Source organism: Geobacter grbiciae, assembly GCF_018531165.1.
Classification (GTDB): domain Bacteria; phylum Desulfobacterota; class Desulfuromonadia; order Geobacterales; family Geobacteraceae; genus Geobacter; species Geobacter metallireducens.
Genome location: NZ_JAHDIW010000004.1, coordinates 179074 through 205770 on the forward strand (window position 1 = coordinate 179074; position 26697 = coordinate 205770).

At 59.8% G+C, this 26697-nt stretch carries 21 protein-coding genes; 19 read left to right on the top strand and 2 right to left on the bottom strand.

Annotated elements, in window-relative coordinates; genetic code table 11:
* Nucleotides 1–172: 172 nt before the first annotated feature.
* The 3 genes from KJB29_RS08100 (at nt 173) to KJB29_RS08110 (ending at nt 2314) form a co-directional block, all read left to right on the top strand.
* Nucleotides 173–1180: a GSU2403 family nucleotidyltransferase fold protein gene (locus KJB29_RS08100; protein WP_215734167.1), complete on the top strand. Its 1008-nt coding sequence runs from the start codon at nt 173–175 to the stop codon at nt 1178–1180.
* A gap of 274 nt (nt 1181–1454) precedes the next feature.
* Nucleotides 1455–1910 carry a hypothetical protein gene (locus KJB29_RS08105; RefSeq protein ID WP_215734168.1) on the top strand — a complete coding sequence of 152 codons (456 nt, stop codon included), beginning with the start codon at nt 1455–1457 and terminating at the stop codon, nt 1908–1910.
* 62 nt (nt 1911–1972) lie between these two features.
* Nucleotides 1973–2314: a YajD family HNH nuclease gene (locus KJB29_RS08110; RefSeq protein WP_215734169.1), complete on the top strand. Its 342-nt coding sequence runs from the start codon at nt 1973–1975 to the stop codon at nt 2312–2314.
* A gap of 72 nt (nt 2315–2386) precedes the next feature.
* Here KJB29_RS08110 and KJB29_RS08115 read toward each other — a convergent pair whose 3' ends face one another.
* Both KJB29_RS08115 and KJB29_RS08120 read right to left on the bottom strand, forming a co-directional pair.
* Nucleotides 2387–3277 (bottom strand): phosphoribosylaminoimidazolesuccinocarboxamide synthase, encoded by an 891-nt coding sequence (locus KJB29_RS08115; RefSeq protein WP_215734170.1) that lies wholly within the window; start codon nt 3275–3277, stop codon nt 2387–2389.
* A gap of 40 nt (nt 3278–3317) precedes the next feature.
* The gene (locus tag KJB29_RS08120; protein ID WP_215734171.1) at nt 3318–4904 is read right to left on the bottom strand and encodes a peptidylprolyl isomerase; all 1587 of its coding nucleotides are present in this window, start codon (nt 4902–4904) and stop codon (nt 3318–3320) included.
* Between the two features lie 201 nt (nt 4905–5105).
* Between KJB29_RS08120 and KJB29_RS08125 the strand changes: the two genes are divergently transcribed.
* From KJB29_RS08125 to KJB29_RS08200, 16 genes are all read left to right on the top strand, one after another.
* The gene (locus KJB29_RS08125; protein ID WP_004513948.1) at nt 5106–6149 is read left to right on the top strand and encodes a rod shape-determining protein; all 1044 of its coding nucleotides are present in this window, start codon (nt 5106–5108) and stop codon (nt 6147–6149) included.
* A gap of 146 nt (nt 6150–6295) precedes the next feature.
* A complete protein-coding gene (locus tag KJB29_RS08130; protein ID WP_246560895.1) occupies nt 6296–7390 on the top strand; it encodes a glycosyltransferase family 2 protein in 1095 nt (364 codons plus the stop codon).
* A 70-nt stretch (nt 7391–7460) separates the two neighbouring features.
* A complete protein-coding gene (locus KJB29_RS08135) occupies nt 7461–8030 on the top strand; it encodes a D-sedoheptulose 7-phosphate isomerase (protein ID WP_215734172.1) in 570 nt (189 codons plus the stop codon).
* Nucleotides 8027–8974 carry a GSU2086 family protein gene (locus KJB29_RS08140; protein ID WP_215734173.1) on the top strand — a complete coding sequence of 316 codons (948 nt, stop codon included), beginning with the start codon at nt 8027–8029 and terminating at the stop codon, nt 8972–8974. Before KJB29_RS08135 ends, KJB29_RS08140 begins: the two co-directional genes overlap by 4 nt.
* Before the next feature lie 39 nt (nt 8975–9013).
* On the top strand, nt 9014–10486 hold the full coding sequence (rfaE1, locus tag KJB29_RS08145) for a D-glycero-beta-D-manno-heptose-7-phosphate kinase (protein ID WP_215734174.1): 1473 nt from the start codon (nt 9014–9016) through the stop codon (nt 10484–10486).
* Entirely contained in the window at nt 10479–11048 is a 570-nt protein-coding gene (gene gmhB, locus KJB29_RS08150; RefSeq protein WP_215734187.1) for a D-glycero-beta-D-manno-heptose 1,7-bisphosphate 7-phosphatase, read from the top strand. Before rfaE1 ends, gmhB begins: the two co-directional genes overlap by 8 nt.
* Nucleotides 11049–11157: 109 nt before the next feature.
* Complete coding sequence (rfbA, locus tag KJB29_RS08155) at nt 11158–12066, top strand: glucose-1-phosphate thymidylyltransferase RfbA (protein WP_215734175.1); 909 nt, start codon at nt 11158–11160, stop codon at nt 12064–12066.
* Nucleotides 12050–12538, top strand: coding sequence for a dTDP-4-dehydrorhamnose 3,5-epimerase family protein (locus tag KJB29_RS08160; protein WP_215734176.1), 489 nt, complete (start codon nt 12050–12052; stop codon nt 12536–12538). The genes rfbA and KJB29_RS08160 overlap by 17 nt, the downstream gene beginning before the upstream one ends.
* 106 nt (nt 12539–12644) lie before the next feature.
* Entirely contained in the window at nt 12645–13466 is an 822-nt protein-coding gene (mreC, locus tag KJB29_RS08165; protein ID WP_215734177.1) for a rod shape-determining protein MreC, read from the top strand.
* On the top strand, nt 13463–13948 hold the full coding sequence (gene mreD / locus KJB29_RS08170) for a rod shape-determining protein MreD (protein WP_215734178.1): 486 nt from the start codon (nt 13463–13465) through the stop codon (nt 13946–13948). The genes mreC and mreD overlap by 4 nt, the downstream gene beginning before the upstream one ends.
* Entirely contained in the window at nt 13945–15876 is a 1932-nt protein-coding gene (gene mrdA, locus KJB29_RS08175) for a penicillin-binding protein 2 (protein WP_215734179.1), read from the top strand. The genes mreD and mrdA overlap by 4 nt, the downstream gene beginning before the upstream one ends.
* The gene (gene rodA / locus KJB29_RS08180; RefSeq protein WP_004513959.1) at nt 15873–16973 is read left to right on the top strand and encodes a rod shape-determining protein RodA; all 1101 of its coding nucleotides are present in this window, start codon (nt 15873–15875) and stop codon (nt 16971–16973) included. Before mrdA ends, rodA begins: the two co-directional genes overlap by 4 nt.
* 845 nt (nt 16974–17818) lie before the next feature.
* Entirely contained in the window at nt 17819–19288 is a 1470-nt protein-coding gene (locus KJB29_RS08185; RefSeq protein ID WP_004513960.1) for a hypothetical protein, read from the top strand.
* A gap of 92 nt (nt 19289–19380) precedes the next feature.
* Nucleotides 19381–20883, top strand: a complete 1503-nt coding sequence (locus KJB29_RS08190) for a S8 family peptidase (protein ID WP_004513961.1) — start codon at nt 19381–19383, stop codon at nt 20881–20883.
* Between the two features lie 21 nt (nt 20884–20904).
* On the top strand, nt 20905–21897 hold the full coding sequence (locus KJB29_RS08195) for a peptidylprolyl isomerase (protein ID WP_215734180.1): 993 nt from the start codon (nt 20905–20907) through the stop codon (nt 21895–21897).
* A gap of 104 nt (nt 21898–22001) precedes the next feature.
* On the top strand, nt 22002–26697 hold a 4696-nt coding region (locus tag KJB29_RS08200), incomplete at its 3' end, for a beta strand repeat-containing protein (protein ID WP_215734181.1).

Below are 26697 nucleotides of genomic sequence, written 5' to 3' on the forward strand. Positions count from 1 at the left end.
AAGGTAAGGACATCCTGGGAGCGTCCCCAGTTTTTTTAGTTTTCTCGTCGTTTCCCATGCCCCGTCTCTCCTCTGGAGGTGGGGCGTTTCATTTCGATTCAGTCCTTGACCTGTTCATCTCGTCAGTTATACTCACTTTGATACAAAACGAGTATAACCTTTGGAGACTACATTGGAGCGAATCGGCGGCGAAACGATGGTTCTGTATGCTGATCTTCGGGAACGTCTTGAGATATTCGAGGCAATGCGGAGCATTGCCAGCCTTCCCGGTGAATTCACGACCAAAACCGTTAAGGGTATCGTTTACTGGTATTTCCAGACTACGCTTCCCAGCGGACGCACCCAGATATACATCGGACCCGACAGCGATGAGGTGTGCCGCCTTGTCGAAGAGCGTAAAGCCGGTGAACTGGACATCCGGGCTGATGAAAACATGCTTCAGCGCCTGGCGACTCAGATTGTCGCGGGAGGCACTGTGCCGGTCATGCCCGACATGGCCAGGATCATCAAGCGGTTGGCCGACAGCGGCGTGTTCCACGTGGGTGGCGTGCTCGTGGGAACCATTGCGTTCCAGGTGCTTGGAGTACATCTCGGGGTTAACTGGGCCGGAGACTCGCGAACGACGCAGGATATCGATATTGCCGGAGATTCCGCCGTCGCCATTGCCGTCCCGGCTGTGCAGGCGGATGTGCCGGCAGCACTGCAATCACTACAGATGGGGTTTTTCCCCGTGCCGCGGTTGTCGCATAAGGAGCCTTCAACGTCCTACGCCATTCGGGGGAAGACGCTCCGCGTCGATCTGCTTACCCCCGCACGCAGAGGAGAAACCGCGCCGGTGTTCATCCGTCGACTGAATGCCGCCGCAACTCCTCTCAAGTATCTCGACTATCTCATCGCGGAGCCGATCAATGCTGTGATGCTTGCCGGGAATCCCTGTCTGGTCAAAGTACCGCAACCCGCGCGTTATGCGTTCCATAAACTGATTCTTTCCCAGGAGCGTGGGCCGTCGGCCGCCGATAAAAAACGAAAAGATCTCCTCCAGGCTCGTATTTTGGTTGACCTGCTGCGCGAGGACCATCCCGGCGACATGGCTCTGGCCTGGGAGAGTCTGGTGAAACGGGGGAGCCGTTGGGTCAGGAAGGTGGAGTCAGCCTGCATGGAGGCGGGAATTACCTTGTGACTGGTGCCATGAGCAGCGACCCCTTTTCCCATTGTATTTGCCCCCAGTCGTGCTTTACTTCAGAACAAGCGAATCTCTTGCGAGACGTCATGAGGAGCCCGGAGTATAATAGGTTTCGCAGGAGCCCAAAGCCATCCGTAAGGTACTCCGAACAATAGAGGTTTTGTCCGGAGTTGAGCGGTTTGCTGACGCCTGAAAGGTGTGCTGCTAGATGGAGACGCTGGTTTCAACGCTTTGAAAAACATTCCTGTACAAACTCAAAGGAGGATCCACGATGAAAAAATTTCCGATTTTTCTGCTCGCACTGACGTTTTCTGCTACTGCTGCCCTGGCTGCCGGTGGTCTCGACTACTTTCTCAGCAACCTCAACGTGCAGGCCCGTGCCGACATGAGCGGCTTTGCTGGCAGGCTGAGCGCCCAGTTCGGCGTGCCCGGCGTTCAGGTGAGTGCCACCCTGGGCACGGTGAAGGAACCGGCCGATGCCTTCATGATCTACCAATTGGGGCAGATGACCCATCAGCCATACCAGAGGGTGCTCCAGACCTATCAGTCCAATCGGGGAAAAGGATGGGGCGTGATTGCCAGAAGTCTCGGTATCAAGCCCGGTTCGGCTGAGTTCCACGCCCTCAAGAGGGGGGATTTCGCCCTGACCGGAAGGCCGGGCAGCACGTGGGAGCAAAGGGATGACTACGGCAAAGGGAAGGGAAGAGGGAAGGGGCACAACAAATAGAGAAAAAAGGGGGATCGTCCCTCTTCATTTTGAAAAGGCCCATTTGCCGGGAAGTGAAAGCCATGGGACAGACGTTTAGACCCCGCCGGCCGGGAAAGTCGGCCGAAAAGAGCCAGGCAGAACTTGACGAGATGGTGCGGCGGATGAGGGGGGAGCAGAGCGCTTCCGGCAGCTACCGGGAGCAGTCGTTGAAAATCCACGGCTGGATCTGCGCCAAGTGCGGCCGCGAGTTCGATCTCTCAAACCTTCATCTCCTTACGGTGCATCACCGGGATGGGAACCATCTCAATAATCCCCCCGACGGGAGCAACTGGGAGAACCTCTGCGTCTGGTGCCATGACGATGAGCACAGCCGCGGGGTGCTGGGGGATTACCTGAACGATGGCGAATCGCGGAGGAAATGAAAAAAGCCCCGGCCTGAAAAGGTCGGGGCTTTCGTGTGTCGGGAGCGTACCGGTTTGAATCGGAGTTGGCGATTACTTCCCTTTCCCCGTGAGCCGCACCAGGGCCTCCATGTATTTTTCGCCAGTCTTCTTGACGATCTCGGCGGGGAGCGGCGGGGCCGGAGCGGTCTTGTTCCAGTCGAGTGTCTCCAGGTAGTCCCGCAGGAACTGCTTGTCGAAGGAGGGCTGCGCCCCGCCCGGCTTGTAGCTGCCCTTGGGCCAGAAGCGCGAGGAGTCGGGGGTCATGCACTCGTCGATGATGATCAGCTCGCCGTTGTACATGCCGTACTCGAACTTGGTGTCGGCGATGATGATACCCTTGGCGTCGGCGATGTCGCGAGCCCGCTTGTAGATGGCGATGGTGACGTCACGCACCTTTTCGGCCAGTTCCTTTCCCATCATTTCGACCATCTTGTCGAAGGAGATGTTCTCGTCGTGGGTCCCGAGCTCGGCCTTGGTGGACGGGGTGAAGATCGGCTCCTCCAGCTTGTCGGACTCCACGAGCCCCGCCGGGAGTTTGATGCCGCAGATGGCGCCGGTGGCCTTGTAGTCCTTCCACCCCGACCCGGAGATGTAGCCGCGCACGATGCACTCGGCCGGGAGGGGCTTCGCCTTCTTGACCAGCATGGAGCGCCCTTCCAGGTCGGCGGCGTACTTCTGGCACTCAGCAGGGAAGTCCTTCACCTCGGTTGAGATGATGTGGTTCGGGATGATGTCCTCCATCTGGCGGAACCAGAATGCGGAGATCTGGGTGAGGACGTACCCCTTGTCCGGGATCCCCTCGTTCATGATGACGTCGAAGGCGGAAATCCGGTCGGTGGTAACGATCAGCAATGCTTCGCCCAGGTCATAGATGTCGCGGACCTTGCCGCGGGCCACAAGCTTCAGATCGGGGAAGTCGGTTTTGAGGACCAGGTTTGCCATGGCTCAGTCTCCTTTTTCGTAAATCGTGTGATAGTGCCCGCTACTGATCCTTGAGGGCAGGGTTGATCTCGATCTTCGCCTTCGCGCGCAGCTCCTTGAGCCACTTCTGCAGTTCCTCCTCCTGCTTTTTCGGGAGGAGTTCCTGCTTGATTTTTTCCTTCTCGGCCGGGAAGGCGGCAGCGTTCAGTTCGATGCGCTCCTTGAGCCTGAAGGCGACCCAGCGGTTGCCGATCTTGACGGGAGCCTGGGGGGCGGGGGCCTTGTCGGTCAGCGTGAAGGCCGCTTCCATGAGTTCGGGCGATGTCCCGATCACCGGAACGTTCCCCTTGGCGTCAAAGGCAAAGCTTCCGGTCTCCTGCAGCTTGAGGCCGGCCGTGTCTCCCTTGGCGAGCTTCACCTGGACCTCCTCGGCCTTCTTCTTGGCGAGTTCCACCGCCCTGACGGCCTTGGCCCTTTCTTCGACCTTCGCGCGAATCTGGGCCAGTGGCGGCACGTCGGAGGGTTTGCGCTCCTTGAGCTTCAGGATGTAGATCCCCTTGGGGGTCTCCACCGGGCCGCCCAGCTCGTTCTGCTTGAGGAGGAATGCCCGCGTGAGCACTTCTTTCTCGCCGGCCAGGGCCGGTGCGGGAGTTTTTGCGGTAAAGAGCGGGGTTTCGCTGACGGCCCCTCCCAGTTCCCGGGCCACGGCGGCCAGATCCCCTGCGGTCTTATGCTTGTTCAGGGAGGCAGCGGCAAGCTCGTAGGCCTTCTGACCCGCATAGAAACGCTGGGCGTCGGCCTTGACCTGCTCCTTGACCTCGGCCAGGGGGAGGATGCCCCCCTTGCCCTGGTAGCGGTCGATGTTCTTCTGGTACCAGGACTGGATGTCGGCCTCGGTAACCTCCACCTTTCCTGCCAGCTTGGCCGGGTCGGCCAGGACGTAGGAGACGCTTATCTGCTCAGGCGTCTTGAACTCATTCTGGTTCTTGGCGAGGAAGTCGGTGAGTTCCTGGTCGGAGAGTTTGATCTCCCCCTTGAGTTCTTCCGGCGAAAATGAGGTGAACTGGAGATTGAGCCGGTCGTTCCTTTTTTTGAAGAGCTGCCGCGCCGCATCGTCGGTGACCTGGACCTTCGCCTTGATCTGGTCCTGGGCCTTTTTCACCATGAGCTCGTCCTTCTGGCCCGCCTCGAACTCCTTGGGAGCGAGCCGGTTCGCCTTGAGGACGGCGAAGTACTGGGCGGAGTCAAAGGCGCCGTTTTTCTGGAACGCGGGGATGGCGGCGATGGCCTTCTGCACCTCTTCCTCGGATACCTTTACCCCCATGTCTTTGGCGGCTTTCCGCAACAGTGCCGCATCGATGAGGGAGTCCAGGGCCTGTTTCTTCAGGTTGAGCTGCTTCTCCACCTCGGGAGTGAGGGCCGGACCGTAAATCTGGGTATAGATGTCGCGCAGACGGTAGTAGGTTCGCTGGAATTCTTCGTAACTGATCTTGGTGCGATCCACCTTGACGGCATAACTTGACGGGGTGAGTCCCCCGTCACCCTTGCCCCAGACAAGAAAAATGGTGCCGATGAAGCTGAGGACGATGAGGCCGAAGACCACCTTGATGACGATGGACTGCTTGTACTTTCGCATGATGCCGAGCATTCGCGAGGACTCCTTTGCGTGAGGGAAATCGGTGCCGTAACCCCTGAAACAACGGGTTCGCATAGTACTATAACCTGCCTTGCAAAAGCAACATTGAATACTCCCGGTCAAGCTTTTCCCCCTTGCATGCCCAGGGGGTTTCTGCTACGATGCAACGCTTCGAAAAAGCTCACTTTCGCGCACTATGAAAGGGATTAGCGCATGCTTAAAATATTCGACGCCCTCTTCGGTCTTTTCTCGAACGATCTGGCAATTGACCTCGGAACAGCCAATACCCTCGTTTACCTGAAGGGGAAGGGTATTGTGGTTCGCGAGCCGTCGGTGGTTGCCGTGCAGAAGACGAACAGCGGCCAGCAGAAGGTTCTTGCCGTCGGCATGGAGGCCAAGAAGATGCTCGGCCGGACACCGGGAAGCATCACTGCCATCCGCCCCATGAAGGACGGAGTCATCGCCGACTTCGACATCACCGAGGAGATGCTCCGCTACTTCATTCACAAAGTCCACAACCGCAAGACCCTGGTCCGGCCGCGGATCGTCATCTGCGTCCCTTCGGGGATCACCCAGGTGGAGAAGCGGGCCGTCAAGGAGTCTGCCGAGTCCGCAGGCGCCCGGGAAGTCTACCTCATCGAGGAGCCCATGGCGGCTGCCATCGGGGCGGGGCTGCCGATCACCGAGGCCTCCGGCAACATGATTGTCGACATCGGCGGCGGCACCACCGAGGTGGCGGTCATCTCCCTGGCAGGCATTGTTTACACGAAGAGCGTCCGGGTGGGTGGTGACAAGATGGACGAGGCGATCGTCCAGTACATCAAGCGCAAGTACAACCTCCTCATCGGCGACCGGACCGCTGAACTCATCAAGATCGAGATCGGCGAGGCTTACTCCATCGGCGACGTGCGTCCCATGGAGGTGAAGGGGCGCGACCTGGTTTCCGGTATCCCGAAGACGGTGGAGATCAATTCCGACGAGATCCGCGACGCCCTCTCCGAACCGGTCAATGCCATCGTGGATGCGGTGAAGATCTGCCTCGAGCGGACCCCGCCCGAGCTTGCCGCCGACATCGTTGACAAGGGGATCGTGCTGGCCGGCGGCGGGGCACTGCTCCGCAACCTGGATGCGCTGCTCCGCGAGGAGACGGGATTGCCGGTCGTGACCGCTGAAGATCCCCTCTCCTGTGTTGTTCTCGGTTCAGGCAAGGTCCTCGACGAACTCAACCTCCTTCGCCGGGTTGCCGTCTCGTCCTGATTCGACCCCTGTCCGCCGTGCGGGAGAAGCGCCGCGGACAGGCCCGTTATAAGAAGCCGCATGGATGACGCGTCGCCGGGAAGAACTGACTTCCCTCTCGACAGGCCGTCCATGCGGTTTGCTCGTTTTCCGACCCGCAGTTCACCATGCTACCCGCAGGCGTGACGATTCCCATGACACCCTTCACTGTCGACATACTCATTCCCATCTGGAACCGGCCCGTTGAAACTCGCAACTGCCTGGTCACCCTCATGGAGACCACCCCTTCCGCCCGCCTCATTCTCATTGACAACGGCAGCGACCGGGAAACCGAACGGCTTCTGGAAGAGTTCTCCGAGATTCTCGGGGAGCGTGCGCTCTTCCTGAAGACCAGCGCCAATCAGGGCTTCGTCAGGGCAGTGAACCGCGGTCTCGCCCAGGTGGAAGCTCCCTATGCGGTCGTTATGCAGAACACAACCCTGGTGACAAGGGGGTGGCTGGAGCCGATGGTGGAGTTGGCCGATTCCCGCCCCGATGCGGGTATCATCGTGCCGCGCCTGGAGCTTGAGGACGGACAGGGGCGAAGGCCGAAAGCCGCGCCACCTGCCGGGCCGGTCACCGAGGTGTCCCATGGGTCCTTTGCCGCCTCCATGGTTCGGAGAGAGCTCGTGGAACGCCAGGGGGGCTTCGACGAAGAGCTCGACGGTGGTCCCTGGTGCCTCAGGGACTATTCCCGCCGTGCCTTCAGAAACGGGTTTCTGACCTTAGCCCTCGATGGGGCCGTGGTGACCTATGCCGAAGAGGTTCCCCTCGGCTCCGTTGCCCGGAGGGAGGAGACCGTCCGGCGAAGCGCCGAAACGTGCCGCGCCCGGTGGGGACGGGAGGATGCCTTTTGCATCTATTTCCCCAAGGATACCGAGCCCGAAGCGGTTCATGGGAAGCTCGACGTCATCCTCCGGGGAGCCCGCATGGGGCAGTGCTTTACCCTCATTCTCCACCCGGGGCTCCACAAGTCCCTCATGGAAACCGGCCACGCCCCCCTTCACAACAACATCGCCCTGGCGCCTCTTCCCCGCTTCTTCGCCACCGGTGAAATTCGCAAAATCATCGGGAAACTTGCTTCCGTCCGCGGCGATACGGTAACGGTCGCCGGCGTCGACGGCCTCTCCATTCCAGGGGTGGAGGGGGCCAGGTCCTTCAGCTGGCTTGCGGATGAAATCCGGCGCCGGCACGAGTCCCTGTACCGCCCTGAATCCCCTTGAGTGAAACCGGGTGACACCTCCGGGCGATTCGGATAAATTTGAAGATCATACAGATTTCCAGGAGGATGCAATGAATGAGGAAATCATGACCCAGCTCCGGTCCCACCGGGAGGTGATGGAGGCGGTGGAACGGGAGCTGACGCCGCGAATCGCCGCCTTTGCCGGGATGCTCGTTGCCGCCCTGAAAGGCGGGAAGAAGCTCCTCGTCATGGGGAACGGAGGCTCTGCCGCCGATGCCCAGCACTTTGCCGCCGAGATCGTCGGCCGCTTCAAGATGGAGCGCCGGGGGTTGCCGGCCGTGGCCCTCACCACCGACACCTCGATCCTGACCGCCATCGGCAATGATTACGGCTTCGACGCCGTTTTCCGCCGCCAGGTGGAGGCCCTGGCCGACGAGGGGGATGTGGTGGTGGGGCTCTCCACCAGCGGTTCCTCCCGGAACGTGTTCGATGCCCTGGCCCTCGCCAACGACCGGGGGTGCATCACCGTGGGGCTCCTGGGGCGCGACGGCGGGACCATCAAGGATATCGTCGATCTCGACGTCACCGTTCCGAGCGGCGACACCCCCCGTATCCAGGAGGGGCACATAACCATCATCCACATCGTCTGCGATCTCGTGGAAAAGGGGTTGTTCACATGAAATACCGTCCCGTGGACCTTTCAGGGGTGTCCACCTATCCCCTTGCCGAGCGGAAGAACAAGGTGAGTATCAAGAACGACTTCGCCGGCCCGGTTTCCGCTGGGATGAGCGTTGCCGGCCTGATTGATGCGCTGCCGCGGCAGCTGGGGGCCGAGTCCCTCATGGGGGTGGCCGATGCCGTGGCTGATGCCCGGGCCAAGGGGAAGCCGGTCATCCTCGCCATGGGTGCCCACGTAATCAAGTGCGGCCTGCAGCCGGTGCTGAAAACGCTCATCGAGGCCGGGGCGATCACGGCGGTGGCCTTGAACGGCGCCGGCTCCATTCATGATTACGAACTCTCCCTCATCGGCGAGACCAGTGAGGACGTGGGAGCGGTTCTCCACTGCGGCACCTTCGGCATGGCCGAGGAGACCGGCCGTGACATCAACCGGGCACTGAAGGAGGGAATCGCCCGGGGGATGGGATACGGCGAGTCGGTGGGGCGTTTCATCATCGACAGCGGGAACCCCTTCCGGGAGTGGAGCCTCCTGGCCACCTGCGTGGAGCGGGATATACCCGTCACGGTCCACGTGGCCCTCGGCACCGACATCATCCACCAGCATCCGGCCGCCGACGGCGCGGTCATTGGCGAGGCCACCTTCCGGGACTTCCGGCTTCTCACCTCCGTGGTGGCCGATCTCGGCGACGGCGGGGTCTTCCTCAACGTGGGAAGCGCCGTGCTGCTCCCCGAGGTCTTTCTCAAGGCCCTCTCCATCGCCCAGAACCTGGGGCACCACGTGGATCACTTCTCCACCGCCAACTTCGACATGCAGCAGCACTACCGCCCCCTCCAGAACGTGGTGAAGCGTCCCACGTCGGGAAAGGGGCGCGGCTACACTGTAACCGGCCACCACGAGATCATGATTCCGCTTCTGGCCGCGGCGATCTTGGACCGGTTGAACTGAACGAGGGGCGCCCTGAGGGCGCCCTTGGAGAGAGGACGCATGGAACGCAAAAACGTCGAATCGCTCTTCGCCCATGCCCGGGACATCAACGCCCTTGTCATCGGCGACCTGATGCTTGACGAGTACCTCTGGGGAAGGGCCGAGCGCATATCCCCCGAGGCCCCGGTGCAGGTGCTCGACGTGACCCGGGAGGAGGTCCGCATCGGTGGCGCCGGCAACGTGGCCAACAACCTGGTGGCCCTGGGGTGCCGGGTGAGCGTCGCCAGTGTCGTGGGGGGAGACGAGAACGGCACGATCCTTCTCCATGCCTTCTCCGGCAAGGGGGTCGACGTGTCGGGGGTCTTCGAGGACCCGCAGCGGACCACGAGCCGCAAGACCCGCGTGGTGGCGGCCAACCAGCAGATCGTCCGCATTGACCGGGAGTCCCGCGATCCCATCGGGGCCGGTTACGAGGAGAAGATCGTTGGTTTCCTCCGGGAGCAGGGAAGCCGGTTCAACGTTATCCTCATCTCCGATTACCTGAAGGGGGTACTCACCCCGACGCTTCTGGCCGCGGTGATCGCCGTTGCACGGGAGCGGAAGATACCGGTGGTGGTGGATCCCAAGGGGAACGATTACACCAAGTACCGGGGCGCCACGCTCCTCACCCCGAACCGCAAGGAGGCCGAGGCAGCGTCGGGGATCGCCATCCGCGACGAGGCGAGCCTTTGCAGGGCCGGCGAGCGGCTTCTGGCAACGGCCGACCTCACGGCCCTCGTCATTACCCGAAGCGAGGAGGGGATGTCTCTCTTTCTGCGCGACGGCGGCGTGGTCCACATTCCCACCTTCGCCCGGGAGGTGTTCGACGTGACCGGCGCCGGCGACACGGTGCTGGCAATACTGGGGCTGGCCCTTGCCTGCGGGGCCGGATTCGCCGATGCGGCAGGGCTCGCCAATGTGGCGGCGGGGATAGCGGTGGGGAAGGTGGGAACCTCCACGGTGTCGCCTGCCGAGGTTATCGGCTCCATGGGGTTTCAGCACTCCGACAGCGATGCCAAGATCAAGAACCTGGACGGCCTGGCCGGGATCATCGAAGCGGAAAAGGCGAGGGGGAAGAAGATCGTCTTCACCAACGGTTGCTTCGACCTCCTCCACGTGGGGCACGTAAAGTATCTCCAGAAGGCAAAAAGCTATGGCGACGTGCTGGTGCTGGGGCTCAACAGCGATGCCTCGGTCCGCCGGCTCAAGGGGGAGAAGCGTCCCCTCATCGACGAGGCCGAGCGGGCCCACATCCTGGCGGCCCTCGACTGCATCGACTACGTGGTTATTTTCGACGAGGACACCCCGCTGCGCCTCATCGAAACCCTGAAGCCGGCGGTCCTCGTCAAGGGGGGAGACTATACGCCGGAAGGGGTCGTGGGGAAGGATGTGGTGGAGTCCTACGGCGGCAGGGTCGAGCTCGTGACCTTCGTGGATGGCCGCTCCACCACGAACATCATCGATAAGATTCTGAGGGCCTATGGCGATGAGTGAGGGATGCGCGGCCGTCTTTCTCGACCGGGACGGCACCATCAACGTGGAGAAAGAGTACCTCCACCGGGCCGAGGAGTTCGAGTTCGTCCCCGGGGCGCCTGAGGCGATCCGGCTATTGAAGGAGGCCGGATTTCTGGTGGTGGTGGTGACCAACCAGTCGGGGGTGGCCCGCGGCTACTACGACGAGGCTGCGGTCCATCGTCTCCACCGCTTCGTGGACAATGAGCTGGCAAGGGCCGGCGCCTCCATTGACGCCTACTACCTCTGTCCCCACCACCCCCGCCACGGCATCGGCCCGTACCTCACCGAATGCGCCTGCCGTAAGCCCCTTCCCGGCATGCTCCTCGCCGCGGCGCAGGACCTGGGCATAGACCTTGCCCGTTCCTGGATCGTCGGCGACAAGGCGGCCGACGTGGAAGCGGGTATCGCCGCCGGCTGTCGCCCCCTGCTGGTCAGGACCGGCTACGGTACCTCGGAGGCTGGACAGGTCCCCTCTGACGTGACGGTCTGCGACGACCTCCTTGCCGCGGCCCGGGTGATTCTGGCAAGAACCCAAGGATGATGGACAGCCCCAGAAGAGGGGAGTTACGGTTTGACGCTCTTTTCCCTGCTGTGCTATAACCGCTTGTCAGAAGGACCATTTTGATTCAATCCCCGGTATGGAGTTCGTAATGGCCATCAAGAAGGGTATCATCCTCGCCGGCGGCGCCGGCAGCCGCCTCTATCCCCTTACTCTCGTTGCCAGCAAGCAGTTGCAGCCGGTCTACGACAAGCCGATGATCTACTATCCCCTGGCCACCCTCATGATGGCGGGGATCAGTGACATCCTCATCATCTCCACCCCCCACGACACCCCCCGCTTCCAGTCGCTCCTCGGCGACGGCTCCCGCTGGGGGATCCGGCTCACCTACAAGGTGCAGCCCGAACCCAAGGGAATCGCCCAGGCATTTCTGGTGGGGGAGGAGTTCATCGCCGGCGATCCGGTCTGCCTCATCCTCGGCGATAACATCTTCTACGGCAAGATGGGACTCGACCGGGCCATCCGCGATTTCGCCGGGGGCGCCCTTGTCTTCGGCTACTACGTGAACGACCCCGAACGGTACGGGGTGGTGCAGTTTGACGGCTCCGGCAAGGCCATCGACATCGAGGAAAAGCCTGCGGCCCCCAAGAGCAATTACGCCGTGCCAGGGCTCTACCTCTACGACGGGAAGGTTTCTGAGATCGCCCGCAATCTTGCCCCTTCCGCCCGGGGAGAGCTGGAAATCACCGACGTGAACCTGGAGTACCTGCGGCGGGGCGAACTCATGGTGGAAAGGCTCGGCCGGGGGATCGCCTGGCTTGACACCGGCACCCACCAGAGCCTCCTGGAGGCATCCCACTTCATCGGCACCCTGGAGGCCCGGCAGGGGCTCAAGATCGCTTGCCTCGAAGAGATAGCCCTGAGGATGGGGTACATCGACTGCCGCAAGATGGCGGAGGTGATTGCCGCCACTCCCAACTCCTCGTACCGGGAATACCTGGTGCGGGTCCATAACGAAACCGAACTGTGCGGAGGGCATGACGATGCAAAACTTTCCTGAGTTCAAGAAAGGGAAGATCCACGACGTGGTGGTGCGCCCCTTGTCGAAATTTCTCGACGAACGGGGATGGCTCGCCGAACTGTTCCGCAGCGACGAGGCCGATCCGGCCATTATGCCGGCCATGGCCTACCTCTCCATGACCCAGCCGGGGGTAGCCCGGGGGCCCCATGAGCACGTGGACCAGACCGACTGGTTCTGCTTCATCGGCCCCTCCAACTTCAAGGTCTATCTCTGGGATGCCCGGCCCGAATCTGCAAGCTTCGGGGTCAGGCAGACCATCTACGCCGGCATCGATGCTCCCCTTGCCGTGATTGTCCCTCCCGGCGTCGTCCATGCCTACAAGAACATCGGCGGTGAGAACGGGATCGTTTTCAACGCGCCGAACCGCCTCTATGCCGGCGAAGGGAAGAAATCGCCGGTGGACGAGATCCGGCACGAAGAGGTAGAGGGGTCTCCCTTTACGCTCGATTGATCCAGGACGCCACAGCCGTTGCCCTTGATCGGCGATATGCCGATCTACCCTCGAATCTTTCGGCCGAACGGACCGTTTGCGGTTCCCGAGGCCAGAACATCGCTCCATGCTCGAACTGATCAGGAAATACCGGTTTCACCTTCTGACCGGCGCGGCCCTGCTGGCGGCCCTTGCGTTCTATTCCCTCAGCCTGCGGGATCGGGAGCACGCAAGCGGCTTTGAACGCATGGTCATCGATCTCTTTGCGCCGGTTCACAACGTCGGTGCCGGGGTCAGCGGTTTTTTTTCCGGCGTCTGGAATGACTACATCGACCTGGTTGACGTCCGGGCAGAGAACAAGCAACTGCGCGAGTCGGTGAAGACCCTCAACTCCCGCCTGATCGAGGACCGGGAGGCAATCCACGAGAACATGCGGTTGAGGCAGCTCCTGGACCTGAAGGCGATCCAGCGGGCGCCGTCGGTGGCCGCCATGGTGATCGGTGAAGACAGCTCCCCCTGGTTCAAGACCCTGGTCATCAACCGGGGGGCGGTGGACGGCCTCCAGGAAGGGATGCCGGTGGTGGCCGCCAACGGCGTGGTGGGCCAGGTGATCAAGGTGGCGGCGGGGAGTTCCCGCGTGTTGCTCCTCACCGACACTGCCAGCGGCATAGCCTCGGTGGTCCAGCGTTCCCGGGCCAGGGGTGTGGTCAAGGGGAAGGGGGGCGGTCTCTGTTCCCTCGAATTCTCCCTCCGGGAGGAAGATGTGAAGGTCGGCGACATGGTTGTGACCTCCGGCATCGGGGGGATCTTCCCCAAGGGGCTCGTCATTGGCGAAGTGACCATGGTGAGGAAGGGAGAATACGGCATCTTCCAGACCATAAGCGTTCGTCCAGCCGTGAATATGGCAAGGCTTGAGGAAGTTCTCGTTCTCTTGCAGAAGGCGCCATGATCAAGATTCTCTGGTACGCCATCCTCGTCTTCGCGGCGCTCCTCATGCAGGTAACCCTCTTTCCTGCGCATATTGCCGATCCCTTCAAGCCCAACCTCCTGATTATTTTCGTGGTCTACATGGGGCTTCGGGAGGGTGTCGCCTGGGGGGCGCTCGCCTACATTCTCGGCCTCATCCATGACAGTTTCAGCGGTCTCTATCTGGGACTGAACGGTTTTTCCTACCTGATCATTTTTCTGGGGCTCACCATGGTGGCTGACCGCCTCTTTACCGACCGGCGCTCGCTCATGATCCTCGGGGTCTTTTCCTCAACCATCGTCAATGGCCTCCTGAACCTGCTTCTGCTCTTTCTCTTCTCCTCGGCCCAGGGGATTTACGCAACCCTCCTCGAAAGCCTCGTCCCCCAAGCCCTTGTCAATGCCCTGGTCGCCTCCGTTATCTTCACCGTTCCACCCCTGGCGCGGATTGGGGAGGCCCGATGAACGGGAAGGCCTACATCCGGCAGCCCAATGATCCCCGGAAGCAAAGGCAGATAATCATTCTGTCGTGCTTCGTGGCCGCACTCTTCTTTCTGCTCCTGACCCGGCTCTGGTATCTCCAGATTGTCAAGGCCGAGGATTTTCAGAACAAGTCCGAAAGCAACCGGCTCCGCCTTGTTCCCGTGGCGGCGTCCCGGGGAACCATCTTTGATCGCAATGGCACGGTGCTCGTCAGCAATCGCCCCTCGTTCAGCGTTGCCGTTATCCCCCAGGAGGTGAAGGACAGGGATGCCCTCCTGGACCAGCTCTCTGCATATCTCGACATCGACCGGGCCGAGCTTCTGGAGAAGTGGGAAAAGGGCAAGGGCAGGGCCCGGTACCATCCTATCGTCCTCGCTTCGGGGATTACCCGGGACCAGCTTGAGCTTTTGGAGGAGAAACGTCTCTGGCTTCCGGGGCTTGAGATCGAGATCAAGCCGGTGCGCCAGTACGAGGCGGGAGTGCTCGCTTCACACCTCCTTGGTTATCTTGGCGAGGTATCCGATGATGAGCTGAAGTCCGAGGCCTATGCCGGTTATAATTCGGGCGATTACATCGGGAAGAGCGGCATTGAGCGCAGCTGGGAGCGGGTTCTCCATGGCAAGGATGGCGGCCGGCAGATCGAGGTGGATGCCCGGGGCCGAATTCTGCGGACTCTCTCCGAGACTCCCCCCACGGTCGGTTCGAGCCTCGTTCTGACCATCGACGCGGAACTCCAGAAAAGGACCGAGCAGAGTTTCGGCGAGCAGGCGGGCGCGGCCGTGGTGATGGATGTCAACACCGGGGATATTCTTGCCTTTGCCAGTAATCCCGATTTCGATCCCGCCCTCTTTACTGGCCGGATGCCCCCCGAGAAGTGGAAAGAGTACCTGGAGGACAAACGCCACCCCCTTGAGAACAAGGCCCTCAAGGGGCAGTATCCCCCCGGCTCCACCTTCAAGATCATTACCGCCCTTGCGGGACTTGAGGAAGGGCTCATCGACGAGAAAACCTCGGTCGTCTGTAGAGGCACCTACACCCTCGGCGCGAGCAAGTTCGGCTGCTGGGAGCGAAAAGGTCACGGCACGGTGAATCTGAGGCGCGCGCTCAAGGAGTCGTGCGATGTCTATTTTTACCAGTTGGGTGAAAGGCTCGGCATCAACAAGATCGCAGCCTATGCCCGGGCGCTCGGTATAGGTTCCCCCATGGGGGTCGGGCTGGACAACGAGAAGGGTGGGCTTATCCCCACCTCGGAGTGGAAGGAGAAACGCCACAAGAAGAAATGGCTCCAGGGGGATACGCTTCCCGCTGCAATCGGCCAGGGGTACGTTCTCATGACGCCTATCCAGCTTGCGTCAATGATCGCTACCGTCGCCACCGACGGTGTTGTCTACCGTCCTCACCTTGTCAAACGCATCATCGACCAGGACGGCAGGGCTCTCCAGGAGTTCAAGCCGGAGGTCATTGCCAGGCCACGAATCAGTGCCAGGAGTTTCAGACTGGTAAAGGAGGGGCTTTCCGCCGTCGTCAACGATCCCGGGGGGACCGGTGCCAGGGCGCGGCTCTACCAGGTGCAGGTCGCGGGTAAGACCGGTACGTCGCAGGTGGTGAAGCTCCGTGACAACAAAGGGGGGATCCCCTATCAATACCGGGACCATGCCCTCTTCGTCGCCTTTGCCCCTTACGACAAACCCGAAGTGGCGGTGGCCGTGGTGATTGAGCATGGCGAGCACGGCGGCTCCGCAGCGGCTCCCATAGCGGGGAACATCCTTCGGGCCTATTTCGAGGGAAAGGGACCCATCAGGAAACCCGTCAGGAAAGATGTTCCCAGCGAGACGGGAGAGCAGGCAGGACAGGAACCACCGGCATCCGAGCAAGGCGGCAGTGTGTCGCAAGGACAGCAAGAGCAATGATCGATCGCAGACTTTTTACCAATTTCGACTGGACTCTCCTGGTGCTGGTGTTCCTCATCAGCGCCATGGGCATAGTCAATATCTACAGTGCGTCCGCTTCCTATACCCTGGTGGGGGCACCCTATTACCTCAAGCAGTTCTACTGGATCGTTGCCGGCATGTTCCTGGTGGTGCTTGCCTGTAGTGTTGACTACCATCTGCTGGAGGACGTTACCTACTGGTTTTACGGGTTACTCTGCGTTGTGCTGGTTGCCGTCCTGCTGATGGGAAAGACATCCATGGGGGCCACTCGCTGGCTTCACCTCGGATTTTTCAGCATCCAACCATCCGAACCGATGAAGGTGGTCATGATTATGACCCTCGCACGGTTCCTTTCACGGTACCCGGCCGTCGACGGGTTAACCGTGCGGGATCTCGTCTATCCCCTGTTGTTCGTGGGGGGACCGGCAATCCTCATCATGAAGCAGCCCGACCTGGGCACTGCCATTGTCATAATTCTCATTGCCTGTTCCATGATTGCCTATGTAGGAGTCCGCTTGGCAACCCTCGTCGCCTGCCTTGCGGCAACCGTCCCCGCGATTTACCTGGGATGGCGCTATTACCTACGTGATTACCAGAAAAACAGAATCCTCAACTTCCTCAATCCGGAACGCGATCCGCTCGGATCGGGCTACCATATCATCCAAAGCAAGATTGCAGTCGGTTCAGGGGGGATATTCGGCAAGGGGTTTACCCACGGGACCCAGACCCAGCTCCGTTTCCTCCCCGAACAGCACACCGATTTCGCATTCTCGGTTTTCGGCGAGGAGTGGGGGTTCATCGGGTGTCTGACGCTGCTGCTTCTCTACCTGTTCCTCATTTTCTGGGGACTCCACATTGCCGGCAGGTGTAACGACCGATTCGGCAGCCTTATGGCCGTCGGGGTGACGGCCATGCTCTTCTGGCATACCATCATCAATATCGGCATGGTAATCGGGGTATTCCCGGTTGTCGGCGTTCCCCTCCCGCTTTTCTCCTATGGCGGCACCTCAATGATCACCTCCATGATTGGTGTGGGAGTGCTGCTCAATATCAGCATGCGCAGGTTCATGTTCTAGTACTCTCCTCCCGGTAGACAGCCCCTCAAGCCTCGCATGAATGCATCTCCTGAGACCGTCGGGAACGGCGCTTTGATCAGTTTTCTGTTTGGGTCCGAAGGTTGCAATTTAATTGGTAGTCTGTTGAAAAGACTACTGCCAGTGGGCCCGCTGGATAGAGGAAAAGCGCATGATTACAAAGGTTTTTTTGAGCAGCCTCCAGTTCTTTCGTGTGGTGCTCCGGCGAAGGGGTAAGCTATTTCACCGGATGTCCGGTTATTTGACGGTGGCTTAACGAGTGTTGCGTGGGTGGGAGCGTTACGACAATGAATGCGTTGTGGAAAAAATGAAGAAGTTTTGCCCTCTTACGAATGCGGCTCACATTGCTGTGTCAAAATGCCAACTTGAAGGGCAATAAAATTTATTTGATAATTGTGGCGGTGCCTATAGAATGCAGTATACAAAATCCGCCTTGACAAAACATTTCTGCACGTTAAAGTAATTCACTTGGTTAGTGAGTGTTAATCAGTGGGGAGGACTTTTAGGGATTGACATGCTATTCAGTGCTCGGATGACTTCCTCCGAAATCTAGTGCTTCAGGATGGATATGACGAGCAATTCAGATGCAGAATATGAACGATTCTAAAACAGGGAATGCTTCGCAGATTTGAGTGATGTTTTTTGCTTTTTGGCTGGAAGGATAGGGCGCTACTTCATTCCCGGTTCATGAAATGTGATGGTTGATCGTGTAGGCAGGGTTTTCACAATCTTAACGCGAAGGAGGTGATGACAGGAGGTCTTTTGATTCAACTGTTGTCGTAAATGAAAATTCTCTGCAGTTAATTACGCGAAAGGAGCAGAAAGGGATGAAAAAGAAGATTTTGTTGAGCGCTGGGCTCGCAGTAACGGCAATTCTTGGTTTTGCCGCTGTCAACTGGGCTGTGGTACCCCCGCCGCCGGTTAACCAGAATGGAGGCATCTACGATACGACGTTTTCGGCGTTGACCCGTGCTGACTGTCTGCAGGCCGCCCCGTGTCACGTGAGTGATACGGTCGTGGTTCCCCGTCACCACAACCTGACACTGCCGCCGCGGCAGCTGAGCTGCTACGGCGACCCGACCGCCAACCCGGTTACCGGCTGCCACCAGCTGGTCCCCGACGGGGCGGGCGGATTCACCTTTGCTGATTTCCGGGATTGCCTCCGCTGCCACTCCAAGACTCCGCACCATATCACAACCCAAGCCCAGCAGCAGGACTGCAAGTTCTGCCACGGCAGCTTCATTGACAATCCGCTGGATGGCCATACCATCCCGACCTACGCCAAATCTTCGGTCACTCCCGAAACCAAGTGGCGCGGCAACAACCCCACCTCCCCGCAGAACTACGGCGGTTGCGCGGCATGCCACCAGGCTGCTGTAGCCTCCCCCACCGTCGGACCGAAGGACATCAAGAGCAACGCCGATAACCACCACGGGACCGGCCTCGGTGCTCCGACTTCCACGACCGGCCAGCCGATCCAGGTCGGTGACTGCACCTGGTGCCACGGCGGTGTGCCGGGCGACGTCAACTTCCTTGACATCCGGACCTGCGAGCGTTGCCATGGCATCAAGTCGCTCCACAACATTGAGAACCCCTCCGGTGCCGGGCCTAACGGCTCCACGCTCGGAACCAACGTCGTCCCGGGTGCCATGCCGCTCGGTTACGGCCACATCGGCGCTGACTTCGATTGCTGGGGCTGCCACGGTACGTTCAAGAAGTATGCAACCGATCCGTCTCCGGCCGGTGCGGTTGTACCGTTCGTATCCGACCTGAGCACCAGGGTCCTCATCGCCAACCAGTCTAACGCACTCACCATCACTGGTGGCAGCTTCACCAACCAGAGCAACGGCGTAGACTTCACTTCATCCGTTACCCTTACCAATGGTTCGGTCACGGTCAATGTCCAGCCGACCTCCATTACCGTGAGCGAGATTCAGGTAAACATCCCGGCTCTTCCGGTCGGCACCTACGACCTGCTCGTGGTCAAGGGCGACAAGCAGAGCAACCTGACTCGCGTTGCCGTACTTCCGCTCCTCACCATCAAGTCGGCTTCGGTCAGCGGCGGCACGGTTACCATCACTGGTAGCGGCTTCGGTGATGCTCCTGCTACCGACGTGAACACCGGCCTTGGCCTCTTCGCCGCGGACGGCAGCCAGATCCCCGTTTCGTTCTGGGGTAATGGTAAGATTGTCGGTTCAAGCACTGCCGTCAAGGCAGGCAGCACCGTTACCGTGAAGACCCTTTACGGACCTACCAGCGCCCTCGTTACCGGCGCAGGCAAGAAGGCCAAGCGGTAATTTTTGATGTTCCGGGATAGGGGAGGGAGTTTCTCCCCTATCCCACTTTTTACCTGTTTACCGGCTGCTTCCCATTGATTAAGAGGTACACCATGAACATACTACGCACCCTTCTTGTCGCTGTTATGGGGGCGATGCTTTGCTTACCACTTGATTCGTTTGCTGCCACGAAGAAGGTGATCGTCGGATTCACTCGCGCGCCAAAAGATCATGAAAAAAATCTGGTGTATGGCGCAAGAGGCCGAATCCACCGGACTCACCAGCACATCCGTGCCATTTCCGCGGAACTTCCCGAGGAAGAGATAGCGCGTCTGAAGCAGGACCCTTCGGTTGCTTATGTTGTTGATAATATTAAATTTACTCTGATTCGACCGGCAGAGCCGCTCAGTGTCCCGTCACCCGAATATGTGGATTCGTGGGGTGTTCTGCGGATCGGCTCCAATGTTGCCGCCTCCCGTGGATATAAAGGGGCGGGAATCAAGGTCGCCATTGTTGACTCCGGAATTGACTACAACCATCCCGACCTCAAGGACAACTATCGGGGTGGATACAATTTTGTAAACAATACAGCAGATCCCTTTGACGACGATGCCCAGAGCCATGGAACCCATGTGGCGGGGATCATCGCGGCCCGGGACAACGGCACCGGCGTTGTCGGTGTGGCGCCGGAAGCATCCCTCTACGCGGTAAAGGTCTTCAGTGCCACCGCCGGGGGGGACATGGATACCGTCGTTGCCGGGATTGAGTGGGCCATTGACAACAAGATGGATGTGATCAACCTCAGCATCGGGTATTCCGGCGACATCTATTCCATCTATCCCGACATTTTCAAGCCTCTCAAGGATGTCTGCGACCGGGCCTACCAGGCAGGCATCGTTCTGGTTGCGGCAACAGGAAACGACAACCGGGAAACTATTTCCGTTCCGGCGGCGTTCGATTCCGTCATTGCCGTTGCGGCCACTGACCAGAATGACCAGCGTGCCGTCTTTAACACTGTCGCTGCATCCAGTTATGGTGCAAAAGTGGAACTGGCCGCGCCGGGCACCTATATCAAATCCACGGTCAGCGGTGGTGGATACGCACTCCTGAGCGGCACTTCCCAGGCCTCACCCCATGTTGCTGGAGCGGCTGCGGTTCTTCTTTCCAGCGGCATTGCCGACGCAAACGGTAACGGCAGTCGTGCCGACGAGGTACGGGCAAGGCTGGACGCAACCGCCAAGGATTTGGGGGATCCAGGGCGTGACAAGTACTTCGGCTGGGGGTTGGTTGACCTTTCTGCGTCTACGGACCAGACCTACAAGTTACATATCGAGAAGAAAAAAGGCATGCCGAAGCTCAGCACACAATCCATAACCCTCGACAAGGGGAGCTATTCGTTGCAGGTCAGGAATAACGGCTTGGAGCGGCTGGCGGTAAAGTCTGTCGTTGGAAGCTGCAAGGAATTCGAGCGGGTCTTTGCCACCGGCTTCACATCTCCTCTTGAGGAACTGAATGCCAGTGTGACTCTCGATGGCTCTCAAACGACGCTTGTTTTTACCCCGTCCGGTGACATTGGTTCCTCAGCTGACATCACCATCACGAAACTCGCCCGGTAACGGGTGACGCATAGAGGAAAAATGAGATTAAATCGTTCGCTAACATTTGGATTATTCCTTTTGGGAGTGATGTTCACTCTTCATCTGCTTCAGACATCAGTCTCTGCGGATGATGTAAAAAAAACCGGGAAAGTCGTTGCCCGGGTCAATGGGGTTCCGATCTACGAGGATGCTTTGCAGTCGCACCTTGCCGCATTGGCTAATAAGGGAAGAGCTTCCGGATTTGCGCGTGATCCGGCAAAGATGAACGACTACCAAAAGAAAAAAGCACTCTATTCCCTCATTGATGCAGAACTGCTTCGCCAGGCAAGCAACCAGCAGCAAGTTACCGACCTTGACGCCAAGGTGAGCAAGCGGTTACAGGAAGTTAAAGGGAAGTTTCCCGACGAAGAGGCGTTTCTCAAAAATCTCCAGGCCAGAGGGAAGACCCTCGACATCTTGGTGGCTGAACTTCGGGCCGGGATTCGCTACGACGAATATCTTACGAGCAAGAAGGTCATTGGCGTTCCGGTTCCCGATGAGGAGATCCAGAAGTTCTACTGCGACAATCCGAAGAGCTTCAGTGTTCCGGAGCAGATCAAGGTCAGACATATTCTGATCGAGCCCGATGGTAGCACCGCTGAGGCTGTTGCCAAGGCCGAAAAGAAGGCCGGTGAAATCCGTAGTCGGGTTGTCAGGGATAAGGACTTTGCCGCAGTTGCCAAGGAGGTATCGGCGTGTTCCACCGCTTCGTCCGGTGGGGATCTGGGCTATGTTTCGCGAGGAACCATGCCCGCTGAGTTCGATAAGGTCGCCTTTTCACTCAAGCTCAATGAGGTGAGCGAACCGGTCAGGACTAAATTTGGTTTCCACATTATGGAAGTTTTGGATAAAAAGCCGGTGACGGTACGGCCGTACTCGGAAGTTCGAGAGTTCATTTCCCGCTACCTGCAAGGTTTCGACGATGAAAAACGTTTGAATGCACACACGCTGGAGTTGCGGAAGAAAGCAACCATCGAGGTTCTGCTCGATTGAAAAGGTGTGCGGAACGCAGTACGGCACTAAACAAAGTCAGTCGTCTATAGTCGTATTCTTGTTCAAGCTTTTATTAGGAATTGAAAGGAAGAAGGTACTCGGTCATGGACATTGCTCGAAAAATCAAATGGGTATTCGTGACACTCTGCCTCCTGCTGGTAACGGCGCTCACCTCATCAGCCTATGCTGCTGACTGGAACCTTGCCAGTGGGAATTCAACGGTAACGATTAATGACTCCGCAATGCCCGGAACTAGTCCCGGCGTTTATTCCTGGCTATTAGACAACGTTGAACGGATAAGTCAGCAGGCGTTCTACTACAGGATCGGGACGACATCGCCCGAGGTCAGCGTGAGTGGAGACGCTCTTGATGCCACTGCTCCTTTCACTGTTGCTGCCAGCAACCAGACCGCTTCCTCAGTAACCCTGACGTTTACCGAAAAAGCCGGAAGGTTCTCGATTGCCGTTACCTATGAGCTGATTGGCGGAACCACTGGTCGCTCGACGCTTAACAAGAAGGTGGTCGTTACCAACCTCACGGCGGCTCCTCTTGACCTCCATCTTTTCAGCTATTCGGATTACGATCTCAAGACTGGCGCCTATAATTTCGAGAATGCCTCAATTGTCAACGGCAAGGCGTATCAGTCCAGTTTTACTAACACCACCGACACGGTCGGTAACGGGGCGACTTTTGTTGAACGTGCAACAGTGCCTCCCAGTCGCGTCGGCATCGATAACGCCCAGTTCCTGGGCTCCCTGGCAAACGGGGCCACACCATACAACCTCGACAATTTTTCCGGACCGTTCCCCTCCAATGGTGACTCCCAGTTCGCCTTCCAATGGGACTTGACCGTAGACCCCAAGACACCGACTTCATTTACGATTACAGACGACTTTTACCCGACCAAGGCCCTCTATCTCTCAAAAGCCTCCACGCCCAGCACCTGTGTAAACTATGGTCAGACCTTCACGAACACCTATGCGTTTGACAACACACGAAACCTTGCCACTCCTGCCGATAACACCCTCATCAGAGAGAAGCTGGCCCGCGACATCTCTCTCTCGTTAGCGACCGACGGCGGGGCCTACAATGCGACAACCGGCTCCGTCGATTGGAAGATTCTCCAGATGGCGGCCGGTGCAGCGCAGCAGACGGTCCAGGGAACCTATACCGTCAACTCCGCCGCCGATTTCACGATGACGTCCCAGATAGTCAGTGACGAGACATTCCCCACGAGCGTGAGTGCCAAGCTGACTCTCTGTAATCATCCGCCCGCTATTACTTCTTTCCCGAGTAAGAACGGTACTGAAGGCCAGGCATACAGTTACCAGGTGACAGCCGTCGATTCCGATCCGGGGACCACGCTACGCTACTCCCTTGACGTTGCCCCTACCGGGATGACGATCAATTCGACAAGTGGACTCATCACGTGGACTCCTACATCGGCTCAGACCGGCAATAACACGATAACCGTCCGGGTGAGCGATAGTGGTGTCCCGTCACTGTGGGCGACCCAGAGCTATACGCTCTTCATTGCCTATGTAAACGGGGCGCCGTCCATCACCTCTTCTCCGGTGACGAGCGCTTACGTTGGGGTTTCCTATCCTTACACCGTGGTCGCTACCGACCCGAACCTTAGCCAGGGTGACAAGCTCACCTTTGGATTGCAGACTGCCCCCAGCGGGATGACCATCAATCCGACCACTGGTGTTATTTCCTGGACACCGGATGCGACGCAGGTCGGCCCCCAGAATGTTGTCGTTCAAGTTACGGATAACGGCTATCTCTTCGCCCAACAAAGCTTTACGGTAACCGTCAGCGCGACAACCAAGCAGACCCCCGTCATCACGTGGACAGCGCCTGCCGCGATCACCTACGGGACCGCGCTTGGCGTGACGCAATTGAACGCCACGGCCAACGTCCCCGGCACCTACGTCTACACCCCGGCCTCCGGCGCCGTCCTTAACGCCGGGAGCCAGACCCTGTCGGTCACCTTCACGCCAACCGATACGACCACCTACACCACGGCCACCGCGACCACCACCCTCACGGTGAACAAGGCCACCCCGACCATTACGTGGGCGACGCCGGCCTCTGTTCCCGTCGGCACGGCGCTTTCCTCGACCCAACTGAACGCCACGGCCAGCACGGCCGGCAGCTTTGCCTACACCCCGGTCTCTGGCACGGTACTGACCACCGCTGGAGCCCAGACGCTGTCCGCCACCTTCACCCCTACCGACACCACAAACTACAACGGCGCCTCAGCGAGTGTGAACCTCTCGGTAGTTGCCAAACAGGTACCGGCCATCACGTGGGCAGCGCCTGCGGCGATCACCTACGGGACCGCGCTCAGCGCCGCGCAGCTGAACGCCACGGCCGGTGTCCCCGGCACCTACACCTACACCCCGGCCGGCGGCACTGTACTTAACGCCGGCACCCAGCCCCTGTCGGTCACCTTCACGCCGACCGATACGACCACCTACACCCCGGCTACCGCGACCGTCAGCCTCACGGTGAACAAGGCCAGCCAGACGGTCAGCTTCACCTCGACCACTCCGGCGAGTCCCGCGATAGGCGGCACCTACACCCCGGCAGCCACCGCGACCTCCGGGCTCGCCGTAGCCATCACCCTTGATGCTGCCAGCACCGGCTGCACGCTCGCCTCCGGCGTAGTAACCTTCACCGGGGCTGGCACCTGCGTGATCGACGCCAACCAGGCAGGCACCACCAACTACAACGCCGCAGCCCAGGTACAGCAGAGCATCGGCATCGTCAAAGGCGCTTCGACCGTAACCGTGACCGGCGCCACCAGCTTCACCTACACCGGCGCCCCGCAGGGTCCGGGCACTGCCACCGTGACCGGCTCGACCGGCGCGGTGACCTACAGCTACGCCGGGACCGGAACCACCACCTATCCCGCAAGCGCCACCAAGCCGACCAATGCCGGTAGCTACACCGTAACCGCCACCGTAGCGGCTGATGCCAACTACAACGGCGCCTCCTCCTCCGCCACGGCATTCACCATCACCAAGGCCAGCGCCACCGTAACCCTCGGCAACCTTACCGCCACCTATGACGGCACTGCCAAGGCCGCTACCGCTACCACCATCCCGAACGGGCTGACCATCTCCTTTACCTACGCCGGCGGCACCACCGCACCGACCGCAGCCGGTTCCTACGCCGTAGTTGCCACCGTTAACGACGCCAACTACACCGGCGGCGCCACGGGTACCCTCACCATCGCCAAGGCCAGCCAGACGGTCAGCTTCACCTCGACCATTCCGGCGAGTCCCGCGATAGGTGGCACCTACACCCCGGCAGCCACCGCGACCTCCGGGCTCGCCGCAGCCATCACCCTTGATGCCGCCAGCACCGGCTGCACGCTCGCCTCCGGCGTAGTAACCTTCACCGGGGCCGGCACCTGCGTGATCGACGCCAACCAGGCGGGCACCACCAACTACAACGCCGCAGCCCAGGTACAGCAGAACATCGGCATCGGCAAAGGCGCTTCGACCGTAACCGTGACCGGCGCCACCAGCTTCACCTACACCGGCACCCCGCAGGGTCCGGGCACCGCCACCGTGACCGGCTCGACCGGCGCGGTGACCTATAGCTACGCCGGGACCGGAACCACCACCTATCCCGCAAGCGCCACCAAGCCGATCAATGCCGGTAGCTACACCGTAACTGCCACCGTAGCGGCTGATGCCAACTACAACGGCGCCTCCTCCTCCGCCACGGCATTCACCATCAATAAGGCCAGCGCCACCGTAACCCTCGGCAACCTCACCGCCACCTATGACGGCAGCGCCAAGGCCGCTACCGCTACCACCAACCCGAACGGGCTGACCATCTCCTTTACCTACGCCGGCGGCACCACCGCACCGACCGCGGCCGGTTCCTACGCCGTAGTTGCCACCGTTAACGACGCCAACTACACCGGCAGTGCCACGGGTACCCTGGTTATTGCCAATGCGACGTCTACCATCACCTGGGCCACGCCGACCGCCGTTCCCGTCGGCACTGCCCTCAGCAGCACCCAACTGAACGCCACAGCCAATACTGCCGGTACTTTCACCTACACCCCAGCCACCGGGACGGTCATGAGCACCGTCGGGACCCAGGCCCTGTCCGTCTCCTTTACGCCGACAGACAGCACGAACTACACCAGCGCCACGGCAAGCGTGAGCCTCTCGGTAGTTGCCAAGCAGTTACCGACCATCACGTGGGCAGCGCCTGCCGCGATCACCTATGGCACAGCCCTTGACGCCACCCAACTGAACGCTACCGCCAACGTAGCGGGTACCTTCGTCTACACCCCGGCCTCCGGCACCGTGCTTAACGCCGGCAGCCAGACCCTGTTGGTCACCTTCACGCCGACCGACACCGCCACGTACACCACGGCCACCAAGACCGTCAGCCTGACGGTGAACAAGGCCAGCGCCACCATAACTCTCTCAGGGCTCAGCGCCACCTACGACGGCACCACCAAGGCCGCAACCGCCACAACCAGCCCCGCCGGAGTAGCAGTATCCTTAACCTATAAGAGCGGTAAAACCACGGTAACCAGCCCGACAGCGGCAGGAAGCTACAGCGTAACCGCCACCGTCAACGACGCCAACTACACCGGTAGCGCCACGGGTACCCTGGTTATCGCCAAGGCGACGTCGACCATCACCTGGGCCACGCCGACTGCCGTTCCCGTCGGCACCGCCCTCAGCAGCACCCAACTGAACGCCACAGCCAATACTGCCGGCAGCTTCAGCTACACCCCGGCTGCCGGGACGGTCATGAACACCG